This is a genomic window from Pseudomonas sp. S2_B10, assembly GCF_054668425.1.
This window is the reverse complement of sequence record NZ_CP162768.1, coordinates 783,398-795,795: the sequence shown is the minus strand read 5'-3', so window position 1 is coordinate 795,795 and position 12,398 is coordinate 783,398. Positions and strand designations below refer to the sequence as shown.

Annotated in this window: 8 protein-coding genes and 1 pseudogene; 2 read left to right on the top strand and 7 right to left on the bottom strand. The window is 61.0% G+C overall.

What is annotated here, in order from left to right; translation table 11 throughout:
• Positions 1-5 precede the first annotated feature (5 nt).
• From AB4O45_RS03360 to AB4O45_RS03345, 4 genes are all read right to left on the bottom strand, one after another.
• Complete coding sequence (locus AB4O45_RS03360) at positions 6-1,955, bottom strand: acetyl/propionyl/methylcrotonyl-CoA carboxylase subunit alpha (RefSeq protein ID WP_460161066.1); 1,950 nt, start codon at positions 1,953-1,955, stop codon at positions 6-8.
• Entirely contained in the window at positions 1,955-2,767 is an 813-nt protein-coding gene (locus tag AB4O45_RS03355) for a gamma-carboxygeranoyl-CoA hydratase (protein ID WP_375122390.1), read from the bottom strand. Before AB4O45_RS03355 ends, AB4O45_RS03360 begins: the two co-directional genes overlap by 1 nt.
• Positions 2,768-2,887: 120 nt before the next feature.
• The gene (locus AB4O45_RS03350; RefSeq protein ID WP_460161065.1) at positions 2,888-4,492 is read right to left on the bottom strand and encodes a carboxyl transferase domain-containing protein; all 1,605 of its coding nucleotides are present in this window, start codon (positions 4,490-4,492) and stop codon (positions 2,888-2,890) included.
• A 100-nt stretch (positions 4,493-4,592) separates the two neighbouring features.
• Entirely contained in the window at positions 4,593-5,756 is a 1,164-nt protein-coding gene (locus AB4O45_RS03345) for an isovaleryl-CoA dehydrogenase (RefSeq protein WP_024013438.1), read from the bottom strand.
• A gap of 300 nt (positions 5,757-6,056) precedes the next feature.
• Between AB4O45_RS03345 and AB4O45_RS03340 the strand changes: the two are divergent.
• Positions 6,057-7,753, top strand: a pseudogene (locus tag AB4O45_RS03340) (AMP-binding protein).
• 657 nt (positions 7,754-8,410) lie between these two features.
• Here AB4O45_RS03340 and AB4O45_RS03335 read toward each other — a convergent pair.
• From AB4O45_RS03335 to AB4O45_RS03325, 3 genes are all read right to left on the bottom strand, one after another.
• The gene (locus tag AB4O45_RS03335; protein WP_056788834.1) at positions 8,411-9,310 is read right to left on the bottom strand and encodes a hydroxymethylglutaryl-CoA lyase; all 900 of its coding nucleotides are present in this window, start codon (positions 9,308-9,310) and stop codon (positions 8,411-8,413) included.
• 145 nt (positions 9,311-9,455) lie between these two features.
• Positions 9,456-9,854 carry a MerR family transcriptional regulator gene (locus AB4O45_RS03330; protein WP_039763349.1) on the bottom strand — a complete coding sequence of 133 codons (399 nt, stop codon included), beginning with the start codon at positions 9,852-9,854 and terminating at the stop codon, positions 9,456-9,458.
• A 199-nt stretch (positions 9,855-10,053) separates the two neighbouring features.
• A complete protein-coding gene (locus tag AB4O45_RS03325) occupies positions 10,054-10,983 on the bottom strand; it encodes a LysR family transcriptional regulator (RefSeq protein WP_056788837.1) in 930 nt (309 codons plus the stop codon).
• Between the two features lie 171 nt (positions 10,984-11,154).
• On the opposite strand from AB4O45_RS03325, the gene AB4O45_RS03320 reads away from it, so the two are divergent.
• Positions 11,155-12,384, top strand: coding sequence for an acyl-CoA dehydrogenase (locus AB4O45_RS03320; protein ID WP_024013435.1), 1,230 nt, complete (start codon positions 11,155-11,157; stop codon positions 12,382-12,384).
• The last annotated feature ends 14 nt before the right edge of the window (positions 12,385-12,398 follow it).

Genomic DNA, 12,398 nt, shown 5'->3' with positions numbered 1-12,398 from the left:
TTATTTCATCCCTCTTCCAGTTCAACCAAAGCGCTGCCTTCGCTGACCATATCGCCTTCCTGGCAATACAGCGCTTTGATCACACCGGCCTTCGGCGCACGGATGCTGTGTTCCATCTTCATGGCTTCAAGCACCACCAGTTGCGCCCCGGCCTCAACCGACTGTCCCGTTTCGACCAGCACGCGTACGATGCTGCCGTTCATTGGCGCGGTCAGACCGCCCTGATGGCTGTGGCTGGCCTCGACGGCGCTGATCGGATCGAACGCTTCGATGCGCCGCAACTCGCCGTCCCATTCCAGATACAACGCGCCAGCCTGACGAATCGCCCGCAATGTGCGGCGCACGCCGTCATGCTCGACGACCAGCGCTTCGCCCAGCAGTGTCGCAGAGGCCGCAGAGCCCAAAGTCAGCGCGCGATCCTGTCCCTCGCAACTCAAATGCAAGGTGATTTGCGCCGGCAAACCTGCGCGCAAACCACTACCGCAAGACCAGGGCGAGGCGGGATCATCCGCCCGCGCACGCTGCGGCAGACTCTGCGCAAACGCCTGCGCCGCCGCCTGCCAGAACTCATCGCTCAACGTGCCTGGTGCTGGCAGCAATTGCTCCTGATAGCGCGGAATGAACCCGGTATCCAGCTCTGCCGCCGCAAACGCCGGATGCGCGATGATCCGGCGCAGGAAATTGATGTTGGTCTTCAGCCCGCCAATCGCAAACTCGTCGAGCATGCTCAACAGACGCAAGCGCGCCTGTTCGCGATCTTCACCCCAAGCAATCAGCTTGCCGAGCATCGGGTCGTAGAAGGGCGATATCTCGTCACCTTCCTCAACGCCGCTGTCCACCCGCCGCCCCGCGCCCTGTGCCGATTCGCGATACAAGTCCAGCCGCCCGGTGGCCGGCAGGAAATCATTCGCCGGATCCTCGGCATACAAACGCACTTCGATCGCATGACCATTGAGCGGCACCTGCGCCTGAGTGGTCGGCAGCGTTTCCCCACGGGCGACGCGAATCTGCCAGGCGACCAGATCAAGCCCGGTGATTGCTTCGGTCACCGGGTGCTCGACCTGCAGCCGCGTGTTCATCTCCATGAAGAAAAACTCGCCGCGCGCATCCAGCAAAAACTCCACGGTGCCGGCGCCGACATAACCGATCGCCTGCGCTGAACGCACGGCCGCTTCGCCCATTGCCCGGCGTAGCTCGGGCGTCAGGCCCGGCGCCGGGGCTTCTTCGACGACTTTCTGGTGACGACGCTGGATCGAGCAGTCGCGCTCGTTGAGATACAGGCAGTTGCCGTGCTGATCGGCGAACACCTGAATCTCCACGTGACGTGGCTTGAGCAAATACTTTTCCACCAGCATCCGCGAGTCGCCAAACGACGATTGCGCTTCGCGCTGCGCCGAGGCGAGGGCTTCAGCCAGTTGGCTGACATCCTCGACGACTTTCATGCCTTTACCACCGCCGCCGGCCGTAGCCTTGAGCAGCACCGGATAACCGATGCGTTCGCAGGCTTCGCGGAAGGTTTCGAGGTCCTGCGCCTCGCCGTGATAGCCCGGCACCAAAGGCACACCGGCCTTTTCCATCAACGCTTTGGCGGCGGATTTGCTGCCCATCGCGTCGATGGCCGAGGCGGGCGGGCCGAGGAAGATCAGCCCGGCGGCTTCGATGGCGCGGGCGAATCCAGCGTTTTCCGAGAGAAAACCGTAGCCGGGATGAATCGCCTGGGCACCGCTGGCCTTGGCGGCGGCGATCAATTTATCGATTTGCAGATAACTCTCGGCAGCCTTGCTGCCGCCCAGATCGACGCGGATATCGGCTTCACGGCTGTGGCGCGCATCGCGGTCGGTGGCGCTGTGCACAGCGACGGTAGTCAGGCCCAAGGCCTTGGCGGTGCGCATGACCCGGCAGGCGATTTCGCCACGGTTGGCCACCAGCACAGTGGTAATCACAGGTGCGCTCATCAACGCGACTCCTTGGTGGGTGCGGCTTGCCAGTTCGGTGGGCGTTTTTGCAGGAAGGCGCGCAAGCCTTCCTGGCCTTCAGGGCTGACGCGAATCCGCGCGATGGCATTTTCCGTGTAGCGGCGCAGGGCCGGGGTCAGCGCGCCGTTGCCGACTTCGCGCAGCAAGTCCTTGCTGGCGCGCATGGCCGCGGGGCTGTTGAGCAGCAGGTTGTCGATCCACTGTTCGACCTGATGCTCCAGTTCAGCCGCAGGATAGCTTTCGGCGAGCAAGCCGATCTCCCGCGCTCGCTGCCCGTTGAAGCGCTCGGCCGTCAGCGCATAGCGCCGCGCCGCACGCTCACCGATCGCCTGCACCACGAACGGGCTGATCACCGCTGGCGCCAGGCCGATGCGCACTTCCGACAGGCAGAACTGCGCGTCATCGGCGCCGATCGCCATGTCACAGCAACTGATCAAGCCCAGCGCGCCACCAAACGCCGCGCCCTGAACCACAGCCAGAGTGGGGATTTTCAGCTTGGCGAGGTTGTACATCAGCTCGGCCAGTTCGCGGGCATCGTCAAGATTGGTGTGGTAATCGAGTTCCGCCGATTGCTGCATCCAGGCCAGGTCGGCACCGGCACTGAAATGCTTGCCACGCCCGCGCAGCAGCAGGAAACGCAGGTTCGAATCGCTGGCGACCTTGTCGAGGGCGAGGATCAGTTCGCGGATCATCTCGGCGTTGAACGCGTTGTTTTTCTCCGCGCGATTTAGCCACAGCGTCGCGAAACCGCGTGGGTCGTTTTGCAGTTCGAGGGTATTGAAGTCGCTCATATTCATCCGTCTCCACGGTTCTTGTGGGAGCGAGCCTGCTCGCGAAAGCGGGGTATCAGTCGATCTATCCGCTGCCTGACAGAGCGCATTCGCGAGCAGGCTCGCTCCCACAAAAAAACATCACATCCGGAACACGCCGAAGCGGCTCGGTTCGATTGGCGCGTTCAGCGACGCGGACAGGGCCAGGGCCAATACATCGCGGGTCTGCGCCGGGTCGATGACGCCGTCGTCCCACAGCCTTGCGCTGGAATAATAGGGGTGACCCTGTTCTTCGTACTGATCAAGAATCGGCTGCTTGATCTCGGTCTCCTGCTCAGCGGTAAACGCCTGACCGCTGCGTTCGGCCTGTTCGCGTTTGACCTGCACCAGGACGCCTGCGGCCTGTTCGGCGCCCATCACGCCAATCCGCGCGTTCGGCCACATCCACAAGAAACGCGGATCGTAAGCGCGCCCGCACATGCCGTAGTTGCCGGCACCGAAGCTGCCGCCGATGATCACGGTGAATTTCGGCACCTTGGCGCAGGCCACTGCGGTCACCAGTTTCGCGCCGTGTTTGGCGATGCCGCCGGCCTCGTATTTCTGGCCGACCATGAAACCGGTGATGTTCTGCAGAAACAGCAGCGGGATGCCGCGCTGGCAGGCCAGTTCGATGAAGTGCGCGCCTTTCTGCGCGGCTTCGGCGAAGAGGATGCCGTTGTTTGCCAGAATCGCGATCGGGTAGCCGTGCAAGTGCGCGAAACCGCAGACCAGCGTGGTGCCGAACAGCGCTTTGAATTCATCGAACACCGAGCCGTCGACCAGCCGCGCAATCACTTCGCGCACATCGAATGGCTGCTTGGCGTCAGCCGGAACCACGCCGTACAACTCGTCGCTGGCGTACAGCGGCGCGATCGGCGTGCGTTGCTGCACCTCGCCGAGCTTGCGCCAGTTGAGGTTGGCGACGCTGCGGCGGGCGAGGGCGAGGGCGTGTTCGTCGTTCTCGGCGTAATGGTCGGCCACACCAGACGTCTTGCAATGCACATCGGCGCCGCCCAGATCTTCGGCACTGACCACTTCGCCGGTCGCGGCTTTCACCAGCGGCGGGCCGGCGAGGAAAATCGTCGCCTGGTTGCGCACCATGATCGCCTCGTCCGCCATCGCCGGCACATACGCGCCGCCAGCGGTGCACGAGCCCATGACCACGGCGATCTGCGGGATGCCCATGGCGCTCATGTTGGCCTGATTGAAAAAGATCCGCCCGAAGTGCTCGCGATCCGGAAACACTTCGTCCTGACGCGGCAGGTTGGCGCCACCGGAATCCACCAGATAAATGCACGGCAGGCGATTCTGCTGGGCGATGGTCTGCGCGCGCAGGTGTTTTTTCACGGTGAGCGGGTAATACGAGCCACCTTTCACCGTCGCATCGTTGGCGACGATCATGCACTCGACGCCTTCAATGCGACCGATCCCGGCGATCACCCCGGCAGCCGGCACGTCTTCGCCGTAAACCGCATGGGCGGCCAGTTGGCTGATTTCGAGAAACGGCGAGCCCGGATCGAGCAAGCGATTGATGCGCTCGCGCGGCAGCAATTTACCCCGCGAGGTGTGGCGTTCCTGAGCTTTGACACCGCCACCCTGCGCGACTTGAGCGAGCAAGGTGTGCAGCGCGTCGACCTGTTTGAGCATCGCCGCACTGTTGGCGGCGAACTCCGCCGAGCGCGGGTTGAGCTGAGTGTGCAGAATCATTGGGCTTACTCCGTAAGCAGCTTCTAGCTACAAGCGGCAAGCTGCAAGTTGGGGCAAGAGCGTGGTTCTCTTGCAGCTTGCGGCTTGCAGCTGACGAAATTCATTTCGTCTCGTTGAACAATTCGCGGCCGATCAGCATGCGGCGGATTTCGCTGGTGCCTGCGCCGATTTCGTAGAGCTTGGCGTCGCGCAGCAGGCGGCCGGCGGGGAATTCGTTGATATAGCCATTGCCGCCGAGAATCTGGATCGCGTCGAGGGCCATTTGCGTGGCGCGTTCGGCGGTGTAGAGGATCACCCCGGCAGCGTCCTTACGGGTGGTTTCGCCGCGCTCGCACGCCTGGGCCACCGCGTAGAGGTAGGCGCGACTGGCGTTGAGCTGGGTGTACATGTCGGCGACTTTGCCCTGGATCAGCTGGAATTCGCCGATGCTCTGGCCGAACTGCTTGCGGTCATGGATGTACGGCACGATCAGGTCCATGCACGACTGCATGATCCCGGTCGGGCCGCCGGAGAGCACTACGCGTTCGTAATCGAGGCCGCTCATCAGCACTTTCACGCCACCGTTGAGCACGCCGAGAATGTTTTCCTCCGGTACTTCGACGTCATCGAAAAACAACTCGCAGGTGTTGGAGCCACGCATGCCAAGCTTGTCGAACTTGTTGCTGCGGCTGAAGCCTTTCCAGTCACGCTCGACGATGAACGCAGTAATGCCGTGCGGGCCTTTTTCCAGATCGGTCTTGGCGTAGATCACGTACGTATTGGCGTCAGGGCCGTTGGTGATCCAGGTTTTGCTGCCGTTGAGTACGAAGCGATCGCCGCGTTTGTCGGCGCGCAGCTTCATCGAGACCACGTCGGAACCGGCGTTGGGCTCGCTCATCGCCAGGGCGCCGACGTGCTCGCCGCTGATCAGCTTCGGCAGGTATTTGGTTTTCTGTTCGTGGTTGCCGTTGCGGTTGATCTGGTTGACGCAAAGGTTGGAGTGCGCGCCATAGGACAACGCCACCGACGCCGAGCCACGGCTGATTTCTTCCATCGCCACCACATGCGCGAGGTAACCCAGACCTGCGCCGCCGTACTCCTCCGGCACGGTGATGCCGAGCAGGCCCATGTCACCGAATTTGCGCCACATGTCGGCGGGGAACAGGTTGTCGTGGTCGATCTGCGCGGCGCGCGGGGCGATCTGATCGGCGACGAAGGACTGCACCTGATCGCGCAGCATGTCGATGGTTTCACCGAGGGCGAAATTCAGGGATGGATAGCTCATGAGGCACCTTTTGGCTTTTTTATCGGGTGGAGCGCACGACGAATCGGCGTTCAGCTTTACGTTAACGTAAAGCTTCCGGAGTTCGACTGTCAATCGGCTTTACGTAAGCGTCAACTTGGGCGAGAGTAAGGACAGTTCAGGATCAGATATCGGTTTGTTTCTGGTGGGAGCGAGCCTGCTCGCGAAAGCGCTGTATCAGTCGCCCTCAAGGCTGAATGACGCAGCGTATTCGCGAGCAGGCTCGCTCCCACAGGGATTCAAAACCGGGAAAACCCACTAATAAAGACAATAGGGGTCGTCATGGATCTACCCAGTGCAAACCCGCAGCGCAGCTACACCCGTGGCTCTCAGGACAAAGCCCTGCTGGCGATGACCATCGGTCAGCGCTTCGATCAGACTGTCGCGCAATACCCGGACGGCGAGGCTTTGGTGGTGCGCCATCAACAGTTGCGTTACTCCTGGCGGCAACTGGCCGACGCGGTGGATGAGCAGGCCAGGGCCTTGCTCGCACTGGGCTTGCAGACCGGTGATCGCCTCGGCATCTGGGCGCCGAATTGCGCGCAGTGGTGCATCACCCAGTTCGCCACGGCGAAGATCGGCGTGATCCTGGTCAACATCAATCCTGCCTACCGCAGCTCCGAACTCGAGTACGTGCTCAAGCAATCCGGCTGCCAGTGGCTGGTCTGTGCCGGAGCGTTCAAGACCTCGAATTACCATGAAATGCTCCAGGGCCTGGCGCCAGAATTGGCCGAGCACGCCATCGGTCAGCTGCGCAGCGAACGCCTGCCGGAGCTGCGCGGGGTGATCAGCCTCGATGCCAATCCGCCGCCGGGTTTTCTGCCGTGGTCGCAGCTCAGCGATCTGGCCGTCAGCGTCTCGCCCGATCAATTGCGCGAACGCAGCGCCAGTCTGCATTTCGATCAACCGGTGAACATCCAGTACACCTCCGGCACCACCGGTTTCCCCAAGGGCGCGACCCTCAGTCACTACAACATTCTCAACAACGGCTACATGGTCGGCGAAAGCCTCGGCCTGACGACTGCCGATCGTCTGGTGATTCCGGTGCCGCTGTATCACTGCTTCGGCATGGTCATGGGCAACCTCGGTTGCGTCACCCACGCCAGCACGATGATTTACCCCAATGACGCTTTCGATCCGGCGCTGACCCTGCAAGCGGTGGCCGAAGAAAAAGCCACGGCGCTGTACGGTGTGCCGACCATGTTTATCGCCATGCTCGATCAGCCGCAGCGGCAGACCTTCGACCTGTCGAGCCTGCGCACCGGGATCATGGCCGGCGCGACCTGTCCGATTGAGGTCATGCGCCGGGTCATCAACGAAATGCACATGAGCGAAGTGCAGATCGCCTACGGCATGACCGAAACCAGTCCGGTGTCGCTGCAGACCGGTCCAGCGGATGAGCTGGAGTTGCGTGTCACCACGGTCGGCCGCACCCAGCCGCAACTGGAAAGCAAGATCATCGACACCGCCGGCAACCTTGTGCCGCGCGGCACCATTGGCGAATTGTGCACGCGCGGTTACAGCGTGATGCTCGGCTACTGGAACAACCCGCAGGCCACCGCCGAAGCCATCGATGAGGCGGGGTGGATGCACACCGGCGACCTGGCGAGCATGAACGAGGAGGGTTACGTCAACATCGCCGGGCGTAACAAGGACATGATCATTCGTGGCGGGGAGAACGTTTATCCGCGTGAGCTGGAGGAATTCTTCTTCACCCATCCGGCGGTGGCGGACGTGCAGGTGATCGGTATTCCGTGCTCGCGCTACGGTGAGGAAATCGTCGCCTGGATCAAATTCCACCCGGCCACAGCGCCTCGGAGCTGGAGCTGCAAGCCTGGTGCAAGGAGCGCATCGCCCATTTCAAGACACCGCGTTACTTCAAATTCGTCGACGCGTTTCCGATGACGGTGACGGGCAAGATCCAGAAATTCAGGATGCGTGAGATCAGTATCGAGGAGCTGAAAACAATCGAGGGATAATCACAAAATTTCTGTGGGAGCGAGCCTGCTCGCGAATGCGGTGTGTCATTCAGCGCAAATGTGTCTGGCACACCGTTTTCGCGAGCAGGCTCGCTCCCACAGGGATGCAGTGATAGAGAGACGAATTGCAGAAAGCACAAAGGGGAGCCGAAGCTCCCCTTTAATTTGTCGTTGCGTGCTCTTTTTATTATTGAGGGTCGGTCTGTTGTTGTTTTTGGCAACCGTGGCCCTGTACAGCTTTTTGGCGACCCCCATCCGGGGTCAAGAGCAAACGTATTTTTTTGAGCGCTGATCTGCTTTCTCGTTTAACGATCCAACCGATTCGGGAGCTACCTGAAGGTAGTTTTATTGTTCTCTGCCCGGTTGCGGGTCACTCCTGAGAGCACCCTGAAAAGCACACCTTCTCCAAAAAAATCTGTTAGCTGCGTCTCTGCCGTGTTGTTCTTGTTATGTCAGAGTCGTTTCGTCTTGTTTTTATTGGTTTGCGGCTTTTTATTCTTGTTATGCCATAGAGATAGCAGGTGTCGTGCCAACTTTTAAAAAGTCTTATAAATCAGTGATTTAAGTTTTTCGGGCTTTTTCACCCCAGGGCAAAGCCAGACAATTTGTTTCCGTGTTACTCGCTTTTGCCCACTTCACTGATCCAGCGGTAACACCTCACTGCGCGCTGCGTGCCTTGGCCACTCGCGAACCGCTCGGGCGGCCGAGCACTGCACTGATCTGCTGGCCCGCGGCAATCAAGGCGTTCAGATCGATACCGGTCTCGATGCCCAGGCCATTGAGCAGGTACACCACGTCTTCGGTGGCAACGTTACCGCTCGCGCCTTTGGCGTACGGGCAGCCGCCGAGGCCGGCGATAGAGCTGTCGAACACTGCAATGCCTTCGAGCAGGCTGGCGTAGATGTTGGCCATGGCCTGGCCATAGGTGTCGTGGAAATGCCCGGCGAGTCTGTCCCGTGGCACCTGCGCCGAGACCACCTCGAACAGGCGCCGGGTCGCGCCCGCCGTGCCGGTGCCGATGGTGTCGCCCAGCGACACTTCATAGCAGCCCATCGCGTACAGTTCGCGCGCGACCATCGCCACTTGCTCCGGCGCGACCGTGCCTTCATACGGGCAGCCCAGCACACAGGAAACGTAACCGCGCACGGTAACGCCGTGTTGTTTGGCGGCCTCCATGATCGGCGCAAACCGCGCCAGGCTTTCGTTGATCGAGCAATTGATGTTGCGCTGCGAGAACGCCTCGGAGGCGGCGGCGAACACCGCGACTTCCTTGACCCCGGCGGCGAGCGCGTCTTCAAAGCCGCGCAGGTTCGGCGCCAGCGCGCCGTAGGTCACGCCGGGCTTGCGCTGAATTTGCGCGAACACCTCGGCGGAGCCGGCCATCTGCGGCACCCATTTGGGCGAAACGAAACTGCCGACTTCGATGTAGCCGAGCCCGGCGGCACTCAGGGCATCGACCAGTTGCACCTTGTCAGCGACGCTGATCGGTTGGGCTTCGTTCTGCAGGCCATCGCGCGGGCCGACTTCGATCAGGCGTACTTGGGAGGGGAGGGACATGGGTGGGACCTGCCTGTTTTTTTAGTTCACGAAGAACCCTGTGGGAGCGAGCCTGCTCGCGAAAGCGGTGGATCAGTCACCGTTAATGTTGGATGACAGAATGCATTCGCGAGCAGGCTCGCTCCCACAGGGGCGCCAGTGTTGGCTAGACCGCCTGCTGGCTCTTGAGCGTCTGCTCCAATGCCTGCACGCAGCGCTCTTCAGCAGTGTCCAGCTCGAGTTTCATCTGTTCGATATCCAGCAACTGCTGTTCGAGCTGTTCGCGGCGTTCGCTGATTTTTGCCAGCATGCTGTTGAGCTGTTTGGTGTTACCGCCGGACGGATCATAGAGTTCGATCAGCTCGCGGCATTCGGCCAGGGAAAAACCGATGCGCTTGCCGCGCAGGATCAGCTTCAGAGTGACCTTGTCGCGCGGCGAATAGATACGTTCCTGGCCACGACGCTCGGGGCTGAGCAGGCCTTGCTCTTCATAAAAGCGGATCGCCCGGGTGGTGATGTCCAGCTCGCGGGCGAGGTCGGAAATGCTGTAGGTCTGACTGCTCATGAAAGCGCTCGGAAAAGGGGCATGGCGCTAAGCTAATCGGTGGTTTACGTTTACGTCAAGCGGGATGGTTTTGGGGTGTCCGTACAGGCCTCTTCGCGAGCAGGCTCGCTCCCACATTCGACCGCGTTCCTTCAGATGAAATGCAATTCATTGTGGGAGCGAGCCTGCTCGCGAAGAACGATAACGCGGTAAAAAAGCCCTACACCTTCTCCAGCTTCTTCTCCTGCGCCGTCACCTGTTGGCACAACTCGATCATCTGCTCGCGCATCCAGCGGTTGGCCGGGTCCTGGTCGGTGCTCTCATGCCAATACAGGTGCGTTTCCACCGAGGGCACATCATTCACCGGCAAATTGAACGATTGCAGATCATGGCGGCGGGCGAAGCGTTCCGGCACGGTCATGACCATGTCGGTCTGCTGCATCACTTGCGAGGCCATCAGATAGTGCTGCGAGCGCAGGGCGATCTTGCGCTGGATGCCCATTTTGCCCAGCGCCAGATCGACATAGCCCAGCCCACTGCGGCGGCTGGAAATATGGATGTGAGTCAGCGACAAATAGTCATCGAGACTGAGCTTTTCCTTGCCCGCCATCGGATGGCCCTTGCGCATGGCGCAGACGTAACGGTCATCCATCAGCTTGACGTGGCGCACCTGCGGGTCGGTGTTGAGCGGCGCATCCACAGCGAAATCCAAACGCCCGGCGGCCAGTTCCTTGGTGGTTTCCCGGCGTTTGGACAGAAAGCTTTCGATGATCACCGTCGGCGCCAGGCGGCGCAGGCGCTGGAACAGGGGCGGCAGAATGATTGCCTCCGTCAAATCGGTCATGCTGATGCGATAAGTCTTGGCCGCCTGCGCCGGGTTGAAGATGCGGCTTTCCTGCACCGACACGCGCAGCAGCGACAGGGCGTTGCGCACCGGGCCGATGATGTTTTGCGCCATCGGCGTGGGCACCATGCCTTGGGCAGTACGCACGAAGAGCGGGTCGTTGAAGGTTTCGCGCAACCGCGCCAGGGCGTTGGACACCGCCGGCTGGGTGATACCGACAATCTGCCCGGCGCGGGTCAGGTTGGCTTCGGTGTAGATCGCGTCGAAGACGATGAAAAGGTTCAGGTCGACCTTGCTCAGATTCATAACGCGGCTTCTCTTGTTATTAAGTGCAAGTGTTTTGGGGCTGACGATCAGCGGATCATATATTGGTGATGAATGTTTATACACGCCGAGAATAGGCTAGGTAAATGATCAGCGCTGTTCTAGCATCGATTGCATGACTTGAACAACCTCTGCCCGAGAAGGTAACTACCCATGGATTTCGCTTATTCGCCCAAGGTGCAAGAACTGCGTGAGCGCGTGACCGCGTTCATGGACACTTACGTTTACCCGGCCGAAGCGGTGTTCGAACGCCAGGTCGCCGAGGGCGATCGCTGGCAGCCGACTGCGATCATGGAAGAGCTCAAGGCCAAGGCCAAGGCTGAGGGTCTGTGGAATTTGTTTCTGCCTGAGTCCGAGCTGGGCGCCGGCCTGAGCAACCTCGAATATGCGCCATTGGCGGAAATCATGGGCCGTTCCCTGCTGGGGCCGGAGCCGTTCAACTGCTCGGCGCCGGACACCGGCAACATGGAAGTATTGGTGCGCTACGCCAACGAAGAGCAGAAACAGCGCTGGCTCGAGCCGCTGCTGCGCGGCGAGATCCGTTCGGCGTTCGCCATGACCGAGCCCGACGTGGCATCTTCCGACGCGACCAACATGGCCGCCCGTGCTGTGCGTGATGGCGATCAGTGGGTGATCAACGGCAAGAAATGGTGGACTTCCGGCGCCTGCGATCCGCGCTGCAAGATCCTGATTTTCATGGGCCTGAGCAACCCCGACGCGCCGCGTCACGCCCAGCACTCGATGATTCTCGTGCCGGTCGACACCCCCGGGGTGAAAATCGTCCGTCCGCTGCCGGTGTTCGGCTACGACGACGCACCGCACGGTCACGCCGAAGTGCTGTTCGACAACGTTCGCGTGCCGTACGAAAACGTCCTGCTCGGTGAAGGACGCGGCTTCGAAATCGCTCAGGGTCGCCTTGGCCCAGGCCGCATTCACCACTGCATGCGTTCGATCGGCATGGCCGAGCGTGCGCTGGAACTGATGTGCAAACGCTCGGTGAGCCGCACCGCATTCGGCAAACCGCTGGCCCGTCTGGGTGGCAACATCGACAAGATCGCCGACTCGCGGATGGAGATCGACATGGCGCGTCTGCTGACGTTGAAAGCGGCGTACATGATGGATACCGTCGGCAACAAAGTGGCGAAGAGCGAGATCGCGCAGATCAAAGTGGTTGCGCCGAACGTGGCCTTGCGGGTGATCGACCGGGCGATCCAGATGCATGGCGGGGCAGGGGTGTCGAACGATTTCCCGCTGGCCTACATGTATGCGATGCAGCGCACCCTGCGTCTGGCCGACGGCCCGGACGAAGTGCACCGCGCGGCGATCGGCAAGTTCGAGATCGGCAAGTATGTGCCGAAGGAGATGATGCGTAGCGGCCAGTAACACCGCGTCGCCTC

What these genes read in the sequence shown, in the direction of transcription:
- AB4O45_RS03330 (WP_039763349.1), bottom strand. Translation starts at nt 9,854, where the DNA reads ATGAGCAGTCAGACCTACAGCATTTCCGACCTCGCCCGCGAGCTGGAC.
- AB4O45_RS03325 (WP_056788837.1), bottom strand. Translation starts at nt 10,983, where the DNA reads ATGAATCTGAGCAAGGTCGACCTGAACCTTTTCATCGTCTTCGACGCG.
- AB4O45_RS03345 (WP_024013438.1), bottom strand. Translation starts at nt 5,756, where the DNA reads ATGAGCTATCCATCCCTGAATTTCGCCCTCGGTGAAACCATCGACATG.
- AB4O45_RS03360 (WP_460161066.1), bottom strand. Translation starts at nt 1,955, where the DNA reads ATGAGCGCACCTGTGATTACCACTGTGCTGGTGGCCAACCGTGGCGAA.
- AB4O45_RS03335 (WP_056788834.1), bottom strand. Translation starts at nt 9,310, where the DNA reads ATGTCCCTCCCCTCCCAAGTACGCCTGATCGAAGTCGGCCCGCGCGAT.
- AB4O45_RS03320 (WP_024013435.1), top strand. Translation starts at nt 11,155, where the DNA reads ATGGATTTCGCTTATTCGCCCAAGGTGCAAGAACTGCGTGAGCGCGTG.
- AB4O45_RS03355 (WP_375122390.1), bottom strand. Translation starts at nt 2,767, where the DNA reads ATGAGCGACTTCAATACCCTCGAACTGCAAAACGACCCACGCGGTTTC.
- AB4O45_RS03350 (WP_460161065.1), bottom strand. Translation starts at nt 4,492, where the DNA reads ATGATTCTGCACACTCAGCTCAACCCGCGCTCGGCGGAGTTCGCCGCC.